Source organism: Anabaena sphaerica FACHB-251, from assembly GCF_014696825.1.
Classification (GTDB): domain Bacteria; phylum Cyanobacteriota; class Cyanobacteriia; order Cyanobacteriales; family Nostocaceae; genus RDYJ01.
This window is the reverse complement of the sequence record NZ_JACJQU010000011.1, coordinates 101,001-122,989: the sequence shown is the minus strand read 5'-3', so window position 1 is coordinate 122,989 and position 21,989 is coordinate 101,001. Positions and strand designations below refer to the sequence as shown.

19 protein-coding genes and 1 pseudogene are annotated in these 21,989 nt (G+C 39.5%); 6 read left to right on the top strand and 14 right to left on the bottom strand.

Annotation, left to right across the window (positions count from 1 at the left end; all coding sequences use genetic code 11):
- Positions 1-126: 126 nt before the first annotated feature.
- From H6G06_RS17885 to H6G06_RS17875, 3 genes are all read left to right on the top strand, one after another.
- On the top strand, positions 127-486 hold the full coding sequence (locus tag H6G06_RS17885) for a magnetosome magnetite crystal formation protein family (RefSeq protein ID WP_190562602.1): 360 nt from the start codon (positions 127-129) through the stop codon (positions 484-486).
- A 397-nt stretch (positions 487-883) separates the two neighbouring features.
- Complete coding sequence (gene hemB, locus H6G06_RS17880) at positions 884-1,861, top strand: porphobilinogen synthase (protein ID WP_190562532.1); 978 nt, start codon at positions 884-886, stop codon at positions 1,859-1,861.
- 93 nt (positions 1,862-1,954) lie between these two features.
- Positions 1,955-2,314: a hypothetical protein gene (locus H6G06_RS17875; protein ID WP_199306765.1), complete on the top strand. Its 360-nt coding sequence runs from the start codon at positions 1,955-1,957 to the stop codon at positions 2,312-2,314.
- Positions 2,315-2,858: 544 nt separating this feature from the next.
- On the opposite strand, the gene H6G06_RS17870 is transcribed toward H6G06_RS17875, so the two are convergent.
- Genes H6G06_RS17870 through H6G06_RS17860 form a run of 3 tightly spaced genes read right to left on the bottom strand, consistent with a single transcriptional unit; the run spans position 2,859 to position 5,301 of the window.
- Positions 2,859-3,794, bottom strand: coding sequence for an alpha/beta fold hydrolase (locus H6G06_RS17870; RefSeq protein WP_190562530.1), 936 nt, complete (start codon positions 3,792-3,794; stop codon positions 2,859-2,861).
- Positions 3,795-3,836: 42 nt separating this feature from the next.
- Entirely contained in the window at positions 3,837-4,340 is a 504-nt protein-coding gene (locus H6G06_RS17865) for a DUF4112 domain-containing protein (protein WP_190562528.1), read from the bottom strand.
- 55 nt (positions 4,341-4,395) lie between these two features.
- Positions 4,396-5,301: a YihY/virulence factor BrkB family protein gene (locus H6G06_RS17860; protein WP_190562526.1), complete on the bottom strand. Its 906-nt coding sequence runs from the start codon at positions 5,299-5,301 to the stop codon at positions 4,396-4,398.
- Positions 5,302-5,870: 569 nt separating this feature from the next.
- Here H6G06_RS17860 and H6G06_RS17855 point away from each other — a divergent pair.
- Complete coding sequence (locus H6G06_RS17855) at positions 5,871-6,398, top strand: hypothetical protein (RefSeq protein ID WP_190562524.1); 528 nt, start codon at positions 5,871-5,873, stop codon at positions 6,396-6,398.
- Positions 6,399-6,473: 75 nt separating this feature from the next.
- On the opposite strand, the gene thrC is transcribed toward H6G06_RS17855, so the two are convergent.
- Positions 6,474-7,565 (bottom strand): threonine synthase, encoded by a 1,092-nt coding sequence (gene thrC / locus H6G06_RS17850; protein ID WP_190562522.1) that lies wholly within the window; start codon positions 7,563-7,565, stop codon positions 6,474-6,476.
- 250 nt (positions 7,566-7,815) lie between these two features.
- Between thrC and H6G06_RS17845 the strand changes: the two genes are divergently transcribed.
- A complete protein-coding gene (locus H6G06_RS17845) occupies positions 7,816-8,007 on the top strand; it encodes a hypothetical protein (protein WP_190562520.1) in 192 nt (63 codons plus the stop codon).
- Positions 8,008-8,024: 17 nt separating this feature from the next.
- Here the strand turns inward: H6G06_RS17845 and H6G06_RS17840 are convergent, their stop codons facing one another.
- From H6G06_RS17840 to H6G06_RS27510, 8 genes are all read right to left on the bottom strand, one after another.
- Positions 8,025-10,391, bottom strand: a complete 2,367-nt coding sequence (locus H6G06_RS17840; protein ID WP_190562519.1) for a hypothetical protein — start codon at positions 10,389-10,391, stop codon at positions 8,025-8,027.
- A 1,514-nt stretch (positions 10,392-11,905) separates the two neighbouring features.
- The gene (locus tag H6G06_RS17835) at positions 11,906-13,105 is read right to left on the bottom strand and encodes a 4-hydroxy-3-methylbut-2-enyl diphosphate reductase (RefSeq protein WP_190562517.1); all 1,200 of its coding nucleotides are present in this window, start codon (positions 13,103-13,105) and stop codon (positions 11,906-11,908) included.
- A gap of 89 nt (positions 13,106-13,194) precedes the next feature.
- Positions 13,195-14,094 carry a GDSL-type esterase/lipase family protein gene (locus tag H6G06_RS17830; protein ID WP_190562515.1) on the bottom strand — a complete coding sequence of 300 codons (900 nt, stop codon included), beginning with the start codon at positions 14,092-14,094 and terminating at the stop codon, positions 13,195-13,197.
- A gap of 319 nt (positions 14,095-14,413) precedes the next feature.
- Complete coding sequence (locus tag H6G06_RS17825; RefSeq protein WP_199306779.1) at positions 14,414-15,775, bottom strand: ammonium transporter; 1,362 nt, start codon at positions 15,773-15,775, stop codon at positions 14,414-14,416.
- A gap of 280 nt (positions 15,776-16,055) precedes the next feature.
- Complete coding sequence (locus H6G06_RS17820; protein WP_190562510.1) at positions 16,056-18,266, bottom strand: CHASE2 domain-containing protein; 2,211 nt, start codon at positions 18,264-18,266, stop codon at positions 16,056-16,058.
- 214 nt (positions 18,267-18,480) lie between these two features.
- The gene (locus H6G06_RS17815) at positions 18,481-18,774 is read right to left on the bottom strand and encodes a hypothetical protein (protein ID WP_190562508.1); all 294 of its coding nucleotides are present in this window, start codon (positions 18,772-18,774) and stop codon (positions 18,481-18,483) included.
- Positions 18,775-18,859: 85 nt separating this feature from the next.
- Complete coding sequence (locus H6G06_RS17810) at positions 18,860-19,045, bottom strand: hypothetical protein (protein WP_190562618.1); 186 nt, start codon at positions 19,043-19,045, stop codon at positions 18,860-18,862.
- A 72-nt stretch (positions 19,046-19,117) separates the two neighbouring features.
- On the bottom strand, positions 19,118-19,378 hold the full coding sequence (locus H6G06_RS27510) for a PRC-barrel domain-containing protein (RefSeq protein WP_338422951.1): 261 nt from the start codon (positions 19,376-19,378) through the stop codon (positions 19,118-19,120).
- Between H6G06_RS27510 and H6G06_RS17800 the strand changes: the two are divergent.
- A pseudogene (locus H6G06_RS17800) lies at positions 19,360-19,539 on the top strand (AI-2E family transporter); the annotation flags it as partial. The gene H6G06_RS27510 and the pseudogene H6G06_RS17800 overlap by 19 nt on opposite strands.
- A gap of 99 nt (positions 19,540-19,638) precedes the next feature.
- Here the strand turns inward: H6G06_RS17800 and H6G06_RS17795 are convergent.
- Together H6G06_RS17795 and H6G06_RS17790 are read right to left on the bottom strand one after the other, a co-directional pair.
- Positions 19,639-20,256, bottom strand: coding sequence for a general stress protein (locus H6G06_RS17795; RefSeq protein ID WP_190562506.1), 618 nt, complete (start codon positions 20,254-20,256; stop codon positions 19,639-19,641).
- A 949-nt stretch (positions 20,257-21,205) separates the two neighbouring features.
- Positions 21,206-21,871, bottom strand: coding sequence for a nitroreductase family protein (locus H6G06_RS17790; protein WP_190562504.1), 666 nt, complete (start codon positions 21,869-21,871; stop codon positions 21,206-21,208).
- Positions 21,872-21,989 lie beyond the last annotated feature (118 nt).

Below are 21,989 nucleotides of genomic sequence, written 5' to 3'. Positions count from 1 at the left end.
AAATCCTATAAATCCTAAAATCCTGAACATCCTGATTCTGACAAACTCAAATTCTGATTTATTACTGCTTAACCAAATATGATATAATAAGTAACTAGAAATTATCAGGAACTGAAAATGTACGACATATACGACAGCGATAAACGCAAAATATTATCAGCCTTATCTCACGGGGCAATTTTTTTCAGCACCACTATTGTATCCGTTGGTTTACCGATTGGTTTATTAATCATCTCTGATGATCCGGTTGTCAAAGACAACGCCAAAGAATCTATCAATTTCCATTTTAACGTCTGGTTTTATGGTGCAATTTTAGGAGCTTTGTTTTTTCTACTCGGTTGGTTAGTTTTACCATTGGTGATATTATTGCCATTGGCAGGTTTGGGATATTTTATACATTGGGGATTAACAATTTTTGCTCTCATCAAAGTTTTTGCTAATCCTGATACACCCTTTCGTTATCCATTCATTTTTCGAGTTTTTTAGTAATCATTTCCATTAGGTATTTATTTCATCAATATATCAGGATACAAAATTAAAAATTTTCCCCATTCTTATGAATCCTGTAATGTTTAGCAATTCTAACACATACACCAGACTCCCGATTTTTGTGGCTGCCCAAAGGACGCTTTTAAGTTTTAACTTTTGACTTTTGACCTTTGACTTCCCGAAGGGTGACTCCTGACTTTAAAATTATTTTCCCTAATTTCTTCCAGTAAAGTGTCAACAAAGCTGTAAAATACAAAATTGCCCCACAGCTTCATGAACAGCAGGGCAAAGACAGTTAAGCACTGTTTCTAGTTTGTCTGAAGGTCACAAAGTAAAATGTGGCTTTTGTGACGGTTTGTTTTATGTCCATTGCGTTTTTTGTTGATAAAAATTTATGTTTCCAACACATCGTCCCCGTCGCTTACGTACCCATCCCCAACTACGTCGCATGGTACGTGAAACCGTTTTAACAACCAATGATTTAATTTATCCTTTGTTTGCTGTTCCAGGTGAGAGTGTTGCTAAGGAAGTAAAATCTATGCCTGGAGTCTACCAACTTTCGGTAGATAAAATTGTTGAAGAAGCTAAGGAAGTTTATGATTTAGGTATTCCGGCTATTATCTTATTTGGAATTCCGGCAGATAAAGACATAGATGCTACAGGTGCATGGCATGATTGTGGTATTGTCCAAAAAGCAGCAACCGCAGTTAAAGAAGCAGTTCCTGATTTAATTATTCTGGCTGATACTTGTTTGTGTGAATATACCAGTCATGGTCATTGTGGTTATTTACAAACTGGTGATTTAACAGGTAGAGTTTTAAATGACCCAACTTTGGAATTATTGAAGAAAACCGCAGTTTCCCAAGCTAAAGCAGGTGCGGATATTATTGCACCTTCGGGAATGATGGATGGTTTTGTTCAAGCTATTCGTGAAGGTTTGGATGAAGCGGGATTTGAAGATATCCCCATCATGTCCTATGCTGCTAAATATGCTTCCGCTTATTATGGACCATTCCGGGATGCAGCAGACTCCACACCGCAGTTTGGTGATAGACGCACTTACCAAATGGACCCCGGTAACTCCCGTGAAGCTATCAAAGAAATTGAGTTAGATATTGCCGAAGGCGCTGATATGCTGATGGTGAAGCCAGCTTTGGCATATATGGACATTATTTGGCAGGTGAAGCAAGCTAGTAATTTACCTGTGGCTGCTTATAATGTCTCTGGTGAGTATGCGATGGTGAAAGCTGCGGCTTTAAATGGTTGGATAGATGAACAGCGTGTGGTGATGGAAACTTTAACAGGTTTTAAACGGGCTGGTGCTGATTTGATTTTAACTTACCACGCTAAAGATGCGGCGAGGTGGTTGTAGATTGTGCCAGTTTCATGTAGAGGCACTATTGATGGTTAACACTTGTGTCTTCTAGTACAATAATCTACTAGAGGATGCAAGATCAAATCAATCATGAATAGTCACAGCGTCAAGCCAGAGTCTAGCGAAACTGCAAAAAGCAGTACAGAGGAATTAAAAAATACAACCCCATCTAAAAACCTGTTCGTGAGGCATCCTTGGTTATGGTTCGTGGGGTTGTTAGGACTTCCCTTAATAGTGGGAATATTTAGCTATTACCAACTAATTTATACTGGCTACGTACCCAAAATAGAACCCGAAAAACCCATAGAAGTAGTCAGAGAGGAAGTAAATACAAAATTACCTAATAACAGCAATCCTACACCCTTGTGGTTAATGTTAGCGATCGCTCTGAGTTGTGCATCTGGTTGTTTGGTGATTTATCGCTTACTCAAACTTCCGCAACGGGTTTAAAAAGAGGTGTGGGGTTTTTGATGATAATCACAATTCTTTGGCAACATCCTCTTAGACTGATAACTGATAACCGATAACTAATAACTGATAAAAAGTGCCAAGTTGGCAACCAATCGGTTAACTACCCAGTTAAATTATTAAAAGATAAACGACTTTAAGGGTGTTGTTATCAGGGGCTACTACATAAATAGTTTATTCTTAAAAAGGCTGTTTAAAAAGTCTTTATTATGAACAAACAAAGCAATCTACTAATAATTTTCTGGGCTAATAGTTCAGCAAAAAAAATAATAATTAATCAGGTTTGACATTTGCTGCAACAGGAATATTCACAGCATATAGGCGCTATCGTTGACGTATAATTTAGCCCCCTAAATAACGGGTAGCGTCTATAAAATACATATTCCTGAACGCCCCAGCAGCAAATGTAGAGTGGGAGATTAAAGGCGCGTGGTATGCCTTCTCCCACTCTTCTTTTATTTGTAATTGGTAATACATACTCAGATACCCGACTTCTTTGAGAAGTCGGGTATCTATCTCTTTAAATTCAACAGAAATTTGTGTCCTGCAAAAATTTAATAATCTCAGTATTCACTAATTCAAAAGCGCCAGTTGATGCGTCATGATAACAGTTATCCAGAATTTTAAACCGGGAATTTGGTAAATGTTGATGTAATTTTTCACCATGACTAGCAGGAAACCAACTATCTTTATCACCCCATAAAATTAGAGTTTGACATTCAATAGCACTGAGATTATTTTGAATTTCAGTCAGCATATTTGGTTTTTTAGCTTGTAAATTTTCAATTTCTTTTACTGCTATTTGTAACTCTTCAGCGACTTTCACCAAAGTTCCCGGAATTTCAATAAACGGGTAAGTTATCCAATAAACATCTTCTTCGGTGAGAATAGAAGGATCAAATAACACCTTACGCCTTTCTATTGCCATTACTTCTCTAACTATAGGTGCAAACACATAAGCTAGACGTAAATAGTCAATTGTCTGTATGACTTCCAGTGGTGTTTGTGCCAATATTCCCATCGCCCAATGAGGTAATGTTTCAGCAAAAATCGGCGCATTCATAACTACTAAACGCCCAATTAAGTGGGGAGATTTTGCAGCTAAGGCTAAAGAAACTAATGCCCCTAAAGATTCGGCAACAATAACAGGTGGTTCATCACATAAAGCTTTAATAATTCGTTCTAACTCAATTACTTGATGACCATTTTCTTCTCGACGTGATAGAGATTTTTCTGAAAAACCATAGCCTTTAGCATCAAAACAAATTACCCGAAAATATTTAGATAAAGGGTTGATACAATGCCGCCAATTATAACTCCAACTGCCTAACCCATGCAATAAAATCAGCGGCTTACCTGTACCTTTTTCGCCATAAGCGATTTGTACGGGATATCCATTAGCATCAGTAATAATTAGATTTTGCCGCCCTTGAGGAAAGTTACGTTGCCACCAATCTTTCATTGTGTATTAATGTGTATTTTAATACTTAATTAAACCGTCATTTTAACCGCCTGTTAAGGTTTTCCATAGCATTGCTATTAGTATCACAGGTAATGTTACTAAGACAATGGCAAGTAAAAACAATCCAGCGAAAAGAGCAATAATAAAACCCTGATCCGCTTTCTTTTTTTCACCAGGTAATTTTAAGTAATCTTCCAATAAAGTGATGTTATAACTATTCGCTCTCCAGGCAAAATCAAATAGATCTCCTAACATAGGTATAGCACCTACTAAAGCATCAATGATAATATTTACAACCATTCTGCTCAAAGTTGCTCTTGACACACCTAGCCGTGCCGATTCGATGATAATGTAGAAAGAAAATATTAATACCAAAACATCACCACCAACTGGTATTAATCCCAAAATCGGATCTAAACCAATACCCACTTTAGTTCCAGGAATGGTAATAGCATTATCCAACAGTCCACTGATTTGACGCAGACGTTTTAACGTAGCTGCATAACCATCAGCTTCAATGGCAATTTTATGAGGAGAATTAGACATTTTTCGTCAATTATCAGTTATCAGTTATCAGTTGTTATTCTCTCCTTGCTCCCTGTCACCTGTAACCTGTAACCTGTTCCCTATTCCCTATTTTTGATCGCATAGATTCACCGACAATTACATTTAACTGGTTGCCAACAAGGAGAACAAAGGCACTAATCCACAACCACAACATTAATACTATAAAAGTTCCCACTGTACCGTAAACTTTATTATAATTTCCAAAGTTGGTGACATAAAGGCGAAATAGGGCGGAGACTAGCGCCCAAAATATAGCGGCTAAAACTGATCCAGGCATCAATGGTGTACCTGGTTTCCATACGCTTGGTCCATAACGATAGACTAAGCTAAATGTGGCAGCAACAATAACTAAAGCTAAAGGCCAAAGTAGCAGTTGCCAAAGAGGTAATAAGAATGCTAAATAAGAATTGCTACCAACCACCATTCCTAAAAGTAAATCGCTAATAAATACCAGGAAAGAAGCCAGCACTAAAAGTAATATAGTACCAATTGTTAATCCTACCGAAATGAGTTTAGCTTTCCAAAAAGGGCGCGTATTTTCTGGGGAAATTTGTTCGATTTCATCAAAAGCAGTCATAGCGGTACTGACTGCACCAGAAGCTGTCCAAATAGCGATCGCAAAACTGAAAGAAAATAACTCAGAATTTTTAGAGTTAGCAATTTCTTGTGTAGCAAAGTCACTAATCAAAATCCACGCGTCTTCGGGTACAATTTGACTCAGTTGCGTTGTTAGTTGCATAAAGGTGTTTCGCAAAGATTCTGCAAACAAGCCAATCGCTGTCAGCACGGCAAGAATCGCCGGAAACAGGGATAACATAGCATTAAAGGCAATTTCTGAAGCCAGTCCTAAAAGTCTCCTTTCCACAGTCCTGGCAAAAGTTTTTTTCAGTGTACGCCAATTGAGGTGGCGAAAAAACTTGATAAAATAGAATTTGAACATATCTTCAATATATTTATTTAGATTGATTTAGCGTGGTTCTGGCAGAGTTTCCATTAGTAACTTTCCCGTAGTTCTACTGTAAGCACAAGTTTAGTATTTTTCTTTAGTTTCTGTTCCTATTTGAGTGTTTACCCTATCATCACTGATTTGCTACTTTAATTGTAAGTATTGTGTAATGGCTTGCAATCGCTCCTGAGTAATATCTTGTAGTTCGCTGAGTTCTTGGTTAACTGTCACTTCCAGCTTCAAATCAGGCTGTTGGTGCAAAATTTAACCAGCACTATCTAAGAGGTTGTTTGAAAAGTATTAGATGAAACTAATAATCTTCAGTAACCTAACCCCCCTTTCCCCCTTCCCTACGAGGGAATGGGGGTTTCAAAGCCTCTCCCCGCGTCGGGGAGAGGTTTGGAGAGGGGTTTATTTATACATTCAAAACTTTTAAAACATCCTCTAATAACGTGGTATTAGCCTGTGTTAATACTGATTTATCTCGTTCAAAAGATATAATCCCTCCAGAAGTGTCTATTCTCTGCATCGTTACTAGCTATTTGCTACATTTAACTAAACTAATGACTGACAATATTGATAAAACAGCCCATTTAACACAACAGTGGTTAGCCGAAATTCAAGCCCTGAAACAGCAACTGGTCGAACTGCAACAAAAACGTGATGAAGCTTGGGAAAGTTCACAAAAATGGAGACAACTCTATAATACTGAATCAGAACAGCGTCGCGCAGATGCCAAGATGTACCAGCAAGCGATCGCATCTGTAAAAGCTGAACTTCAGAAATTGCAAGGTATAAACGCTGATAATATTGCGGAGACTACCACAACAGCGATTGAGCCAGAAATATCACAATTGACATCTGTAGAGGAATTAAAAGCCAAAGTTGTTGCTGTGACGCAAGAACGCGATCGCTTAATCCAAGCTTTGAATACAGAACAGGAAAATCACGCCCAAACCCGCAACAACCTAACTACTGCTTTAGGTGATGCTATTGATAGTTTAGCAAAGGCGCGAGCAGCAGCGGAAGTAGGGGAAGTAGGGGAAGTAGAGGAAGTAGGGGAAATAGGGAGTGATGGGGTGATGGGGTGATGGGGTGATGGAGAGGTGGGGTGATGAGGAGGAATAACCTTCTGTCTTTTTTCACCTATCACCTTTCACCTGTCTTTAAAATCCCATCGCTTCAGCTACAGCTTTCAACTCTGCGGGAATACCCTGTTTAAACTGAGCATGACTGTGTTTAATTGCTGTATCTGGGTCTTTCAAACCATTACCCGTGAGGACACAAACCACAGTTGCACCTGTAGGAACTTGATCTTTCACCTTTAACAACCCAGCTACAGAAGCCGCGCTGGCAGGTTCACAGAAAATCCCTTCCGATGACGCTAACAGCCGATAAGCGTCAAGAATTTCCTCATCTGTGACAGCGTTAAAACAACCTTGACTAGCAGTTTGAGCAGCGATCGCTTTATCCCAACTGGCTGGATTACCAATTCTAATCGCAGTCGCTAAAGTTTCAGGATGTGCTACTGGTTGACCATATACCAAAGGTGCAGCACCAGCAGCTTGAAAACCCATCATTTTCGGTAAGCGATCGCATTTTCTATCTTGATGGTATTGACAAAAACCCATCCAATATGCTGTGATATTTCCCGCATTTCCTACCGGAATACATAACCAGTCAGGAGCATTACCCAAAGCATCCACCACTTCAAAAGCGCCAGTTTTCTGACCTTCCAAGCGGTAAGGATTGACAGAATTTACCAAAGTGATGGGATAATGTTCCGCCATTTCCCGGACTATTTCTAAAGCCCGGTCAAAATTTCCTTTAATAGCTAATACTTCAGCGCCATAGAGTAACGCTTGTGCCAACTTACCCAAAGCTACATAACCATCAGGAATCAACACAAAAGGTTTCATTCCTCCGCGTTGAGCATAAGCCGCAGCAGCAGCGGAAGTATTACCTGTACTAGCACAAATCACCGCCTTAGCTCCAGCTTCCTTAGCCTTGGTAATGGCCATGGTCATACCCCGGTCTTTGAAGCTGCCGGTGGGGTTGAGACCATCATATTTAACAAATACCTTGACCTGTTTACCAATGCGTTCTGCGATCGCTGGCACAGGAATTAAAGGTGTGTTACCTTCCAAGAGAGTAACAACTGGAGTGCTTTCGGTGACAGGCAAGTATTCCCGATAGGCTTCTATCAGACCGGGCCAAGGTTGGCGATGAGATTTAGCAACAGACAAGCTCAAAGTCACAGGATTCTAAACTTCTTAACTAGGGATTTGAGATGGGAAAATTGGATTTTTTTATAGTGTCAATCACTTTACCATGCAAAGGGCGATGTCATCTCAGGAACAGAGTCGCTCTCATCGCAGTCTCTTATGACTAAACGGTAAACCTATTAGAGTATGTAATGGAAAGTATACAATGTTTTAAGAAAGTTTTAATATGACATTATTATAATATCTCAAATGGTGTGAGCCAAGTTTGCAAATGAGTATAACCATGTCTACTTTATCATCCAGTGTTGCCAGTTGCGAATCTCATAGTGAATTGGTCAAAAAGCTTACTAAAGCTTATTATGGGGACGAACAACAAGAAAAATTTATTGACCTGCAAGCGGAAGTAGATTCCCTGCTACAACAGTTACAGAACCTCAAGAGCCAAAGACTAGAATCTTCTAGCCACGAAGAATAAACCCAAGAATTTGCTCACTATTCTAGGCGCTGATTAGTGGCTGACCAGCGCCTCAAGCTATATTTATCATTATTTTCTACCAACAAAGCTAGAGATTGGTCACTGTTAAGTTTAGCGATCGCGATCAGCGTTTGCGGTGATTTGGCAGCAAAATCAGTATAGATAACCTCACCATTAGCCGAAAAAATCACAGTCCGGGAACGTTTATTCTCTTTTCCATTGCCCCAATTTTCATTTCCAGCCTGAGTCAAAGAGGCTATAGCTGAACCAGAAATAGTCAAAACCACATCAAGAGTGCCATCATTGGTGATATCAATCATCTGCACAGGCCAATTACTCATTTTTCCCTTTATTTCCTCAAAGTTGGGAACCTGACCAGGAGAAATATCGCCAGACTGCTGCAAAGAACGCCACACACTCGGTAAAATTGTCTGTACAGCTTGAGGATTTTGTTGATCAAGAGCTTCAATACTGATGGGAGATGCTTGTACCCATTCTAATGCAGCGGAAGTTAAAGCCAGAGGTTTGGGTTGAAGAGAACTATCTTTATTTTCCCGAATCAAATCACCAGCGGCTAAAAGTCGTAAAACCCCGTTCCTCATTTGTACAGCTTTAATAGTAGCGGTATTTATTTGCTGTTCTCCATTAGGTAGCCAAACAACTATTTGGATATTGGGATCAGCACTAATTCCCAAAATTTTCGCCCAAAATTGGCTAGTTTGAATTTTTGGTAGTGAGAAATTAGCAAACGGGTAACTTAACCAACTTGTTCCATCATGGAATGCACCCACATCTACCTGATACCAAATTTGGTTATCTGCAATTTTTACCTCTGCTTGACCATCTACTGGTAGCCAATCAATATTATTAATCTTGGAAATTTTTTGCACCCCACCGATAATCTGACTCTGATGAGCATTTGTCACTTCGTCATTGAGTTTTGCTAACATACCTTGAAGATAAACTAGAGTTTCTTCATTAATGTTTGGCTGTCCTTGTAACCAAGTATTAGCTCGTTGCTCTCCCCTTTGCACAGTTAATATCAGATATGCCCAAGCTAACACGGCCTTTCTACTGGGGTTTAGTTGCAAAGCCACAGTTGTCCGATTCCATAATCTACCTCTATCACTTTTAAGTAGGTTAGAAATTTCTTGCTCGTTATTATAAGATGTTGTCAAAACCTGTAAAGCTCGTTCCCAGCGACCATCAATTAAAGCTGTCAGCACTTGTTGACTAGGACTAGCCCAACTTTTATCAGCTTGAATTTTGGTAAATTGAGAATGCAGGCGAATTAAATCAATTTGCGCCTGGACAGAATCTGGAAAAGGCTGTTGACGCTGTTTTTGGAGAGATGTCAACCAAGCATCAGCTGGTGTCCACAATCCATTTCGCGCCAATAATAGGGATTTTTGATAACTAAAATCCTCAAATAAAGATTTAAGGTTAATTGGTTCTAGTACCACAGAATTCTTAACTAATTTGCCTTCTTTGATTTGATAAACTTGTAACTGTGGATCTAAACCTACTGTTTGGTCTATAAATAACTCTTTTGTAGCACTACCGGTTATCTGCTGCCATTTGGGTAATTGCCCATTAGGATTTTTCCAAGATAACATTTGTTGTAAACTGCGAAGCTCTTGATTGTAGTGAACAATTTGTCCATAAGCAATCGCCCCATCTCCTTGTTTATGTTCACCACGCAAATAAAACCAGAACCCTGGTGATAATGGAGAATCATTAAAAGCTTTTATCTCAGTTAAAGGTAACTGAGTTTTTCCCTCCTGCTTCTGGGACTCGGAAACATTTTTACCCAGGGGAGATTCCACAAAAGACTTTGTAAGTCCAGTGATAGCCAGTTGTGTGACTAGATGGTAGTAGGTTTGTGCTTGAAATTGATATTCTAAATCTTTTGAGCGTTGATAAACCCTCACTTCCACCAGTTCTTGACAATCAGACTGACAATTATTACGTTTTTGGAAAACTGGCAGTAGAAATAAATTTGCTTTTTGATTATTTTTTGGATTTACAGCATCTAAAGATAGACTTTCTCCAACTATGCGGTTTTGTTTCTCTAAGGTAAGTTCGATTTCGGCTAGGGTTTGGGGGATATCTTTTTGACTGACATCAATTTTCGCGCCTTCTGGTAAATATTTATTTAGCCAGCTAACCTGTTCTGGATTAAGTATAAAAAGAATGCTAATCCAGCCAAAAGCGATAATTACACCAGCACTACCCAACAAAATAATCCATGCCAAGGTTGACAACAGCCAACTGCGCCATCGAGATTGTTTTTGAGATTTTTTAGCTATTCTTTTCAATGCACCAGCACGAGGCTGATCAGTTCTAGCTGCTTTTGGTTTCACCTTACGCGAGTGCTTGGCCATCTTGGTTTTCAGTCAATGCGGAGAATCTTTTGGAACTGAGTATTTTTACTTTTATACTCGTGATTCGAGCAGTTGCCCATAATGATTAAGTTTAAATTTTTACATTTTATTTTACATTTTACAAAAAAGTACAATTTATCAGAATAGACATCTCCGGTAATTAAATGTGCGTGGTTTGAAACCCTTGTAGAGACGTTCCGGCGGAACGTCTCTACCATATTTCCGGAGAGGTCTAATAGGCATAACCTATCTTTACACGCACCTTAAACAGTATCCCTGGTTGGTTAAAATTACTTCAGATCCTCACCTTTTCTAACAAGTCTGGGATCTTAATTTAGGACTTACGCAAGATTGAACTCAAAACCTGATTCTTGCGTAGGGGTAATTCATGTAGCTTGCTTGCCCGTTGCAGTATTACTCCTACTTCCGTTCTGTTTTGCGTAAGTCCTGACGCAACAAAAACTCTCCCAAACTCTTATTCAGACCTTTCCTCAGTGTCCTCTGTGGTTAGTTTTGACCTTACTTGCGCGTAAGTCCTGTTCTTGTTCAGTAGCGTGTTTGTAGAATCTATGATTTACTATTGCTATATGCTGCGGTTGATCAACCCCTACCGACTGGATGTAGCGATCCTGGCAAATCTGTATTACTTTCTTGCTGACGGCTAAAGTTCTAAATGCTGATAAACAAAAAAGGTTTGGTGGTTAACCAAACCTCAATATAAATCCAGTGCATAACAACATCCCAAACTAATTTAGCCTGTCTGGTTTTGTAGCTGCATCTTCCTAGAGGATGTATGCAAATATGCGAAAAACTGATAATAGATGATGCGGTTGCAAAAAAAATAAGTTATCCTAGTTCTCCAACTTTAAAAAACGTAATACCCATATCCCCGACTTATTGGAGAAGTCGAGTCAATACTTGTCGGTTAAGCTCAAAACCATGAAATTGGGTAGGTTGGGTTGAGGGACAAAACCCAACATTTACAGAGATTTGTTGGGTTTCACTTTGTTCAACCCAACCTACAAAAATCCTTAACCGAACAGTATTGGAAGTCGAGTATCTATCTGGTGAGAATTTTCTGTTTAATATCAAAAAAAAGACGGGGGGTTATCCCGTCCGCACTAATAGCTTGAAAGTGGCAATACACCTTGGAATATGGAAAAAAATAGTAGAAATAAAATTCAATAGGTTGTCAGGATTGTAAATGAAATAAACAAGAAGAACGGGAATTTAACCCGTGCAAATTGTTTTATTCATTAATTAATCGCTGCAATTTTTATCAATATAGCACAATTATTCTGTTAACTTCTGCCAAAATGGCAAATCCTCAAATGACAAAAAAGACGGGTTTAATCCCGTCTCCTGTATAAAAATTAAAAACATCTTGGTAATTTCTGCAATATATCAAGTTACTTTACTAGACGAGTGCCAAAATGCCAAATAGCTGGGGATTGGGGACTAGGAAGAGGGAATAAATAATTGTTACCCCTGCTTCCCTTGTCTCTAATTAAGAATTACCATGTTGCTTTTAAAGCAAAAATTTTCTCAATGATATCTTCTACTACCTTATCGGGTGTAGAAGCACCAGAGGTTATACCGACAACTATTTCTCCTGCTGGTAACCAGTTTTTTGTTGTTACCAATTCTCCTGTTAGTTGTCGATTTTCGATGGCATCACCTGATTTAATGCGTTCAACACTATCAATGTGATAGGAAGGAATACTGCGATCAAAAGCAATCTGTTGTAGTTGAGTAGTATTTGATGAATTAAACCCACCAATTACTACCATTAAATCTAGTTTGTGTTCGACTAGTTCCAACATTGCATCTTGGCGTTCTTGGGTAGCGTCGCAGATGGTGTTAAAATTTTGGAAATGCTGATTTAATTCTGTTGTCCCATATTTTTGCATCATGGTTCGTTCAAGCAGTTTACCAATTTTTTCGGTGTCACCTTTGAGCATGGTGGTTTGGTTGGCAATACCTACCCGTTCTAAATCTTGATCAGGATCAAATCCGGCTGAACAAGCTTTAGCAAATTTAGCTAAAAATTCCTCACGGTTGCCACCATTGAGAATGTAGTTAGTTACATATTCTGCTTCTGGTAAATTCAAGACAATCAAATATTTACCTGCAAAAGAACTGGTAGCAACGGTTTCTTCGTGTTTGTATTTTCCGTGAATAATGGAGGTATATTCGCCTTTTTTGTGTTTTTCAACTGTATTCCAAACTTTGGAAACCCAAGGACAAGTTGTATCCACAATTTGACAACCTTTATCATGTAAAATCTGCATTTCTTGAACGCTGGCACCAAAGGCAGGTAGGATGACTACATCACCTTGATCAACAACAGAAAAGTCTTTTTTATGGGCTTCAACAGGGATAAATTTTACTTCCATTTCCTGCATCCGTTGATTCACAGAAGGATTGTGAATAATTTCGTTGGTAATCCAGATGCGTTCTGTGGGAAAGTGCTGACGGGTTTCATAAGCCATAGCTACTGCACGTTCTACACCCCAGCAAAATCCAAATGCCTGTGCTAGTCGGATGGTAACATTGCCTCTAGTGAGGATGTAGTTGCGATCGCGTATTTGTTGAATTAAGTTACTTTGATACTCAGAATGCAACTGGGTGGCCACCTCTGCTTGATGTCCAAACCCTTTACGATTGTAATTTTCTGAATGTTGGAGGCTGCGTTTGAAAGCTTTGGTATCCATTGAGGTTTTGCTGATAAAATCACTATTTATCATTTTCTCGTGCTAGGACACAATTCAGTTGTTATTAGTCATTAGTTATTAGTTATTGGTCATTGGTCATTAATTATTCTCCCCTGTTCCCTGTTAAGAGTTCCCTGTTCCCTGTTCCCTGCTCCCTGTTCCCTGTTAAGAGTTCCCTGTTCACTGTAAATCTGCAATGCAGTGCGCCAAACTGTATAGCCTTGGGGATTGAGGTGTAAGCCATCGGTGCTAAATTCTCGACGCATATCACCTTGCTTGTTAGTGAACAAGGGATGCAAGTTGAGATATTGAATCCCTTGCTGATTAGCTATCCTTTGTAGTTCCTCGTTTAACTTGCGAATATGACTGTTAGAAATAGCCAGTAGTTTTTCCCGTCCTTCCCAAGTTACTTCTTCTCCCCCGTGAGGCAAAATCGACTGGAGGACAATTTTTGCTTTGGGGTGCGTTCTCCGTAGATAACGGATGATTTGTTTTTGATTGGCTAAAATTTCTTCATCACCTACCCTGCGGATCAGGTCATTAATCCCAACCATGACTAAAATTATCTCTGGCTGGGTACGGTCAAATAAATCTAATCTTTTTAATAATCCCTCGCTAGTTTCACCGGATATTCCCTGATTTAGCCAATTTCTGTCTTCGGGTAATAAATCAGGTGGAAACCATAAACTTAAAGAATCTCCGGCCAATACAGTTAAATGCTGAGGCGGGTTTTCGGCAGCTACTTTGGCTTCTTGTTTGAGGATCTCTAGCCATTGCTTGTAATTGAGTTTATGGCGGGGTCCTAACTCCGGTACGAAAGCTTGGTTTTGAGGGTTGAGGTTGACTTGTTGTGGGGAAGTGCTGGTTGCAAACGCAGTGGTCAATTTCTGCTGTCGCCAAATCAGTAAAATGATGGCTAACATCAGGATACCGTTGGTTATCAGTAAGAAAAATCCCCAGATAGGAAATGGTTTTGCAGAAGTGGACACGACTAAAAAATTAAAAATTAAAAATTAGAAATTCAAAATCAGTTCTGTGGTCAGTTGATGCCGAGTAAGTTAAATGTACATCAAGTTAACAAAAATTTAGCAATTTTGCATCTGATCGTTAATAATAAGATCCCCGACTTCTCTAAGAAGTCAGGGATCTGAGACTGTTACCATTAAGGGAATAGGCAAAAGAAGCAGGGGGGTAGGGGGCAGGGTGCTGAAGAGAGGTATTTCCCCTTCCGGGTTCCCAGTCCCCAGTCCCCAGTCCCCAGTCCCCAGTCCCCAGTCCCCAGTCCCCAGTCCCCAGTCCCCAGTCACTCTAAACGTTGATCCGATCGCCAAACTCGGAGTTATAACCTTCTTCTCCGTGTTCGCTGATATCTAGACCTTGATTTTCTGTTTCCTCTTTGACACGCAAACCGATGGTAGCATCAATAATTTTCAGAATGATCCATGTACCAGCAGCCGCGATGATATAAGCTATGGCGATCGCTGTTAATTCAATGAATAATTCCCCGAAATTACCACGCAATAACCCTTCTTTACCTCCTGAGTTGACTTCAGTGGTGGCAAAGATAGCAGTTAAAATTGCTCCTAGTGTTCCTCCTACACCATGTACAGGAAAAGTATCTAAGGCATCATCAACATTGAGCTTGTGCTTGAAACTCACAGCATAGAAGCACACGACGGCAGTAGTGAACCCAATTAAAATCGCTGCTAAGGGTGTGACAAATCCTGCGGCTGGAGTAATACCAACTAAACCAGCTACTGCACCGGTGGCTGCACCAACGGCGGTGGGTTTACCTCTGAGGGTTGCTTCTAAAATTAACCACATTAACGCACCAGCAGCGGCTGATGTATTAGTAGCAACAAAGGCTACTGTAGCCACACCACCGGCAGATAAGGCGCTACCAGCGTTAAAACCAAACCAGCCAAACCAGAGTAAGCCAGCACCCAATAAAATAAAGGGGACGTTATGGGGTGGACTGAGGCGATCAGGGTGGTTTTTCCGGGGACCGAGGACCATGGCTGCGACGAGTGCAGAAACCCCAGAACTAATATGTACGACTGTGCCACCGGCAAAGTCAAGAGCGCCTAAACCGCCGTATAAACCTAGAAATCCACCTTTTGCCCAGACCATGTGAGCTAGGGGTGTGTAGATAAAGGTTGACCACAACAGCACAAATAGGCAATAGGCGCGGAAACTCATGCGTTCGGCGATCGCCCCGGAAATTAAAGCAGGGGTGATAATTGCAAACATGGCTTGATAGATCATGAATGCTTGATGAGGTATTGTCCCCGCATAGGAAACAACTTCCGCAGGGGCTGAACCTTGCAAATAACCGGTTGTTTCTAAACCTACACCGTTTAAACCTAACCACTGTAACCCACCGATGAAGGGTAAACCAGGAGCAAAGGACAAACTATAACCCCACAGAACCCAGGTGACTCCGACAATGGCCATCAACACGAAACTCATCATTAAGGTGTTGAGGATATTGCGCGATCGCACAAACCCACCATAGAAAAATGCTAATCCTGGTGTCATCAGCAATACCAATGCTGACGAAATCAGCATAAATGCTGTGTCTCCAGTATCAGGGGGAGGAGCCGCTGCTTCAGCCCAAGCATTACCTATCAATGGAAATCCTAACAAAAATAGGGTCAAAACCCCAACCATGAAAACTTTCTTCAGCACTTATTTTTGTTCCTATGCACCAATCACTGGACGTTACTTAAATAGCTTCCGTAATCTTGGATAAGACTTCTGTCTTAAAAGTTACTCAAGTTTAAGTTTTCGAGAAACTTTAACAAAAAAATAATCCTGATTATATTGACTAATTGCCCAATTAATTATTGGGTTATGTATTATTTACATAATTTAATATCAAAAACTACATCGAAGCGCACTGGGGACTGGGGACTGGGGACTGGGTAAGAATTTTACTAATAACTAATGACTAATGACTAATGACTAATAATTTTAAATCTTGAAGAACAGCAGTAGCAGATTGATAGCGATCGCCAAAATGGTAACAGACCATTTTATCTAAAATTGCTCCTAATTCATCGCTGACATTGGTTCTTTGTCGCCACATAATATTACCAGTTTCTGGATTTACCGGCAATTCCTGGGGTGGTATGCCAGTAATAGCTTGAATACCAATTATACCTAAAGCATAAATATCACTTGATAAGCGGGGATGACCTGCAAATTGTTCTGGTGGTGAATAGCCTCTTGTGCCGATAGCTACTGTAGCTAATTCTGTTGCCTCATCTATTCTGGGTTGAATTAATTTGACCGCACCAAAATCTATTAATACCAAGCGATTATCTTGAGTAGATCTCATAATATTTGTTGGTTTAATATCCCGATGAATTACACGATGATCGTGTACAAATGCTAAAATTTCTAAAACTTCTTTAAGCATACTCACAACAAATACTTCATTTTTGACAGATGTTTCTGGTGGTAATTCTTCGCTTAAAGTATGTCCAAGAATATATTCTTGAACTAAATAAAATTCTTGATTTTCTTCAAAAGAAGCAAACAATTCGGGAATCAGAGGATGTTTTCCCACCACTGCTAAAATTTGAGCTTCAGTGTTAAATAACCTGCGGGCAACGTCCATAAATCTTGGATCTCGACGGGCTGGCATTAATTGTTTAACTACACAGATAGGATTACCCTGTTTTTGTGTATCTTCTGCTAAATAAGTACGTCCAAAGCCACCGGAAGCCAGAGTTTTTAAGATTTTGTAGCGTCCAGCTAACAGTAAGTCATCGGTTTTGAATATTGATATTTCTGAAAAATTAAACTCATTAAATTGGGATGGAAGTGCTGTTGTCTGTTCTAATAGTAAGCTAATTTGAGCGATCGCTTCTTCTTGTTGTTCAACTTGGAGGAGAATAGCTTGATTTTGTTTCTGAGTTTGGTAAGTAGTGTAACCCATGACAGCAAAACTAGTTATTACCAAAGCTAAAGAAGGTGTAAATAATGGTATCCATATTGCTTGGAGATACAACCCAGCCGCGATTCCTACCACACCAACAAGAATAAAACTTTCTACTATTATTAACATCACAGGATGTCGCCATTGCCATGCTAAAACAGCACCCACCAAAGCACAACTCCAAATCCACAACCATTCAGCCCAGTCTGGCCAATAATAAATTAGAGGTCTGCCATCGAGAACTGTACTAATAATTTGACTTGCTATTTGGGCATGAATAAAAACACGAGGCATTCTCGCAGGTTGGTCTGATAAACTGCTATATGGTGTATAGTAACCAGGATGCACACTAGCCGCAGTAGTCCCAACAATTACCAAGCGATCTTGTATCCAATTAGGGTTGACTTGATCTGTGAGAACTTGTGTAAGGGTGACTTGTTTGGCCAGGTGATTCGGATGGCGGTAATTTAATAAAATTTGATAACCATAGGCATCTGTATTCTGATAACTACCTGCATTTTTATCTAAGCGAGGAAATATAGTTTTACCTATTTGCAATTGCTCATTTTTAGTGAAATTATATTCAATTCCTTGTTTTTCTAAATAACTCATAGCTAATAGAAATGCCAAGGAAAATCTTGTTTGACATTTATTGTCTGTATTTGTAACATCAGTGAATAACAAAGTACGACGCAGAATTTGATCTGTGGCATTGTCGCTAACTACATCATCAAACCCGATATTATCTATAGGTAAGTTGGGAGGTGGAGGAATTTCTGTTCTCGCAATATTACTTAACAAGCAAGTGCCAATCATCAGATCTTGCTTGTGCAGATTAGCCGCTAAATTTTTTTGTCCTTGTCGATAAATGTTTAACCCAATCACGCGGGGTTGATAAGACTCTAATTTTTCTAATAATTTATTGATAGTTTGGTCTGACAAAGGCCATTTTTCCCGTGTCAGATCCTCTTGTGTAATTGTGACTAATAAAATTCTGCCATCAAGTGGTTCTTGAGGACGCGATCGCAACATCCTGTCATAAATGCTTAACTCCCCAGCTTGTAACCATTTCAGTTCACGCACTCCCCATACCAAAGCAGTCACTCCCACACTACTTAGCAGAATAATTGACAGGAAATTAGGGAATCTAAAAGTTAGACGTGAACCTTTATCTTGAATGAGAACAGCACGGAATTTTGCTAAAAGTCCATTAATCACGGTACTATGGCAGCAACCTGGTGTTATAGATGTGGAATAACTGAAACCTCAGTTCCAGTTTATGAGTTAGTTGATCTCAATTGTATATAGTAGTTCCCATGCTCGCGAGGCACAAAGTTTTTTAGTTTTAGGGAACAGGGAACAGGGAACGGGGAACAGGGAATAAATTGGTGTGTACTTCATTAGACGGGGAAACGCTATATAATGTAGCCATTTATTCCTGTGGAGATTTTTGAATTTCTTCCACAGGAGTTAACATAGTCAAAGAAATTGGAGTTGATGAAATTGAAGTTGGTGGAGTTGATGCGTCTAACTTCGGTAGTTCGGGTAAAATTTCCGCTTGCACTTCACTGAAATAAGACCCAACAATTTTATCGTAGTTGGAAGCAACCGCTAAAAATGCTCCGCCTAAAATATAGATAGGTAATGGTAGAGACAATTCTTTTACCCAGTCAAAAAATTCTGCTAAGGCAAATAATACAAAGAAACAGGCCAGCCAAACCCTCATCTTTTCTTCCCCTGCTTAGAAACAACTATCTTATATGTTAAACAGCTTGCATAATACTCGATGTACGCCACAATCACAAACATAATCACAAATCTTTTGCTAAATCCTGTATCACCTGGTGATAAGATTGTTGCACATCCTTGCAGTCTTGTGCTTCTGGTAAACTCTCTTGGCTACCATTATTGATCATATCAGCATGATGGCGCAAAACTGAATGGTATTGGGGATTTTGGGTAAAAGGGACGATATACCCCTCTGACTCGCTCTTCATACTCCTCATCAACTGCCAAATCTTCACTAAATTCTGGCAAATTTTCCACTTGTCCTTTAGTTAATCTCGGCACTAAAACACGTCTATTTTCATAGTCAATTTCAGCCAAACCAACTGGTAGTAAAACTTTTTACCAAACACCCAAAAGCCTGTATCAATGATAAAATATCGAAAACGACCATCATCTTCATCAACTAAGACATTTTGGACAGAACCAACTTTGTCATCAACAGCATCAACATCAAATGTTTTGATGTCATAACCATCAAAATCTTCAGCTTTATAATCAGGATAAAATTCATCAAGTTTATACCATAAAAACCCAAGTATCACTATTACCAGCAGTTACAATCTTAGCAGTAGTTATTTTTGGCAGCTTTTTTGGATTTTTAGGTGTATTCTTAGCTGTTCCTTTAGTAATTATCTTACAAATTTGGATCAAAGAAGTTATAGTTAAAGATATACTTGATCACTGGCATAGTAAGTGGGAATAACTGCTATTTATCCCCACTTAGATGATGAGAAAAAACCAATAATTTAACTGAAGCGTTAACTTATGTTATGCGATCTCGTCTATCAATGATTTCCACGTCTTATGGGGTAGTAGTTCGACCTGCATATATGTCAGTGTTTCGATTTACCGTACTAGTGGGAGGTAAATCAGAATTGTAACGACCATTTGAGATATCATCTACTCTCCAAGCCCGAATAGCCTGAGTGCTTAAAATAGAAGCAGCACGTCTGATTTCGTCCTCAGATCCTTCTAAAATTACCAAGTATTCCCCTTGGGATACTCTTTCACTGTAGTCTCTCGCTTCTTCTTCAGGAATACCTAAACCTGTAATAGCGCCAATTAATCCCCCTGCGGCTGCACCAATACCCGCACCAGCTAAGGTGGTGGCAATAGTACCCGCTGCCAGAAATGGTCCGGCTCCAGGTATAATTAAAGCTTCTAAACCTACAAGTAAACCACCAAGACCTCCCAAAAGTGTGCCTGTTGTTGCACCAATACCCGCACCTTCTTGAGCTTCAGTGTCACCACGATCTTCAACCCGCGCTCCCGCAATTTTTTCATTAGGGTCTGTGTCTTTCGCTAACACAGAAACTGTATTCATGGGAAAACCGGAATTTCTCAATTCAGACAGTGCTTGTTGAGCTTGCTGACGATTAGCAAATGTACCAATGGCACGTTTATATGGTTGAGATGTCATTTTACCTCCTGACATAATTACCAGTGTGTTTACAAAGAAACAAACAAGTAATTTTTACTATAGTCACTTACTTAATTTTCTCTTCTCAACCCTATATCTTCATCACTCTATAGGTTTAGCTTGCTATCTATCAAAAGAATTGTCTTACTATTAGACCTCTCCGGAAATATGGTAGAGACGTTCCGCCGGAACGTCTCTACAAGGGTTTCAAACCACGCACATTTAATTACCACCAGATGTCTATTGCTTGCGATTTGTCCCACAGTACAGATATCTCTGCTTTCATGCCTCAGCCTCACTCGTTAGTCGTTGCTGATGATAGTTAAAATATCAGGCAATCGAATCTTACTGGGGGTGATAAATTGGTTGACTAGGAGAGGGATTTTTTACCCACTCAAATCAAAAACCACCGTAAGTTGCGACAGGTATAAGTCAGCAAATCACAGCGGTTTCTTTGTAAGGAAATGATTCAATAAAATGGTTTAATCCGAATTAACTACATCAACTAGGGTGGACACTATTCGCAATCTACCAATCAGAATTGTGCATCCTTAAATTCCAACTAGGCAGGCATTTCTGGCTGTGCGTTTAAAGACCTCCAATAACAACTCGATGAAATCAAGGCTAAAACAGCAGGAAGCCACAACCTAACAGTGATTACGAGGACATTAGAGCAGGAGGCACAGGCTCTAATTCAGTTGTTTTTGGTTTGAATTGTTAACCTTTCTGTACCCTGCTCTTAATCTATCATGGGTTTTTTCCTTTGAGCAGTATATTTACTAAAGTTGAATTTCTGTAATATCTCGCAACAATTCTGAAATTTTTCTGAAAAAGATTAATATAATTTTTGTTATGCGATATCGTAGTGAGCTAAAAATTTAAAAAATGCAGAAGTTAGATTTTGGTCTAATTGCTGCATTTTTAGAATTTATTTATCAAAAACTAAGTTTTAACCTTGATATGGGTTGTCGAGCCTGTCCACAGAAACGTTGTAAGATAATGGCAGACGACCAGGATTTAAGCGTGGTTCTGCGGCATAACCTACAGGAACTAAGAGAGCGATCGCTAAATCAGGATTATCTGCTGCACCTATCACAGCCTTTACCTGATCCTCAATCCAACCATTCATAAAGCAGGTGGATAAACCCAGGCTTTCCGCAGCTAATACCAAATGGGTAGCAGCAATTACTGCATCCTTAATTGCATATTCGCGGCGCTTGTCTCCTAACCCTGCTTGAAATTGGGGAATAGCATTTTTAAAATAGTTTACAGTCCCTTCATTCCAAGCCCCAGTTTGTAAACCGGCTTCTAAAATCGGAGTCAAATCTTGTTCTCCAGTAGTAGGATCAGCTGCAAATACGAAGGTAACAGGTGCTTGAATTATTTGCTGTTGATTCCAAGATGCGGCTGATAATGCGGCCTTTTGTGCTGCATCTTGGACGAGAATAATCCGCCAGTCTTGAATATTAAAACTACTGGGTGCTGCTACTGTCAACTCTACCAATTGCTTCAGTAAATCTGGCTCTATGGGATCTGATTTAAAAGTTTTAATTGAGCGCCGTTGAGTGATAGCAGTGGGTACATCTAAAGCTTGGATTTCTGTGATTGTACTCACAAGATTTTCCTCATGTTTTGATTCACCGGTTTAGAGTACCGCTTTTTACGTTTAGAGTCAATAGACCTATCGAGAGAATAGGTTTAAAACCTTGACAAATAAAACTTTTAGGCTAATT

Coding starts and splice junctions, on each gene's coding strand:
- hemB (WP_190562532.1), top strand. CDS start 884: ATGTTTCCAACACATCGTCCCCGTCGCTTACGTACCCATCCCCAACTA.
- H6G06_RS17875 (WP_199306765.1), top strand. CDS start 1,955: ATGAATAGTCACAGCGTCAAGCCAGAGTCTAGCGAAACTGCAAAAAGC.
- H6G06_RS17870 (WP_190562530.1), bottom strand. CDS start 3,794: ATGAAAGATTGGTGGCAACGTAACTTTCCTCAAGGGCGGCAAAATCTA.
- H6G06_RS17865 (WP_190562528.1), bottom strand. CDS start 4,340: ATGTCTAATTCTCCTCATAAAATTGCCATTGAAGCTGATGGTTATGCA.
- H6G06_RS17860 (WP_190562526.1), bottom strand. CDS start 5,301: ATGTTCAAATTCTATTTTATCAAGTTTTTTCGCCACCTCAATTGGCGT.
- H6G06_RS17855 (WP_190562524.1), top strand. CDS start 5,871: ATGACTGACAATATTGATAAAACAGCCCATTTAACACAACAGTGGTTA.
- H6G06_RS17845 (WP_190562520.1), top strand. CDS start 7,816: ATGTCTACTTTATCATCCAGTGTTGCCAGTTGCGAATCTCATAGTGAA.
- H6G06_RS17840 (WP_190562519.1), bottom strand. CDS start 10,391: ATGGCCAAGCACTCGCGTAAGGTGAAACCAAAAGCAGCTAGAACTGAT.
- H6G06_RS17835 (WP_190562517.1), bottom strand. CDS start 13,105: ATGGATACCAAAGCTTTCAAACGCAGCCTCCAACATTCAGAAAATTAC.
- H6G06_RS17825 (WP_199306779.1), bottom strand. CDS start 15,775: ATGGTTGGGGTTTTGACCCTATTTTTGTTAGGATTTCCATTGATAGGT.
- H6G06_RS17815 (WP_190562508.1), bottom strand. CDS start 18,774: ATGAGGGTTTGGCTGGCCTGTTTCTTTGTATTATTTGCCTTAGCAGAA.
- H6G06_RS17810 (WP_190562618.1), bottom strand. CDS start 19,045: ATGAAGAGCGAGTCAGAGGGGTATATCGTCCCTTTTACCCAAAATCCC.
- H6G06_RS17795 (WP_190562506.1), bottom strand. CDS start 20,256: ATGACATCTCAACCATATAAACGTGCCATTGGTACATTTGCTAATCGT.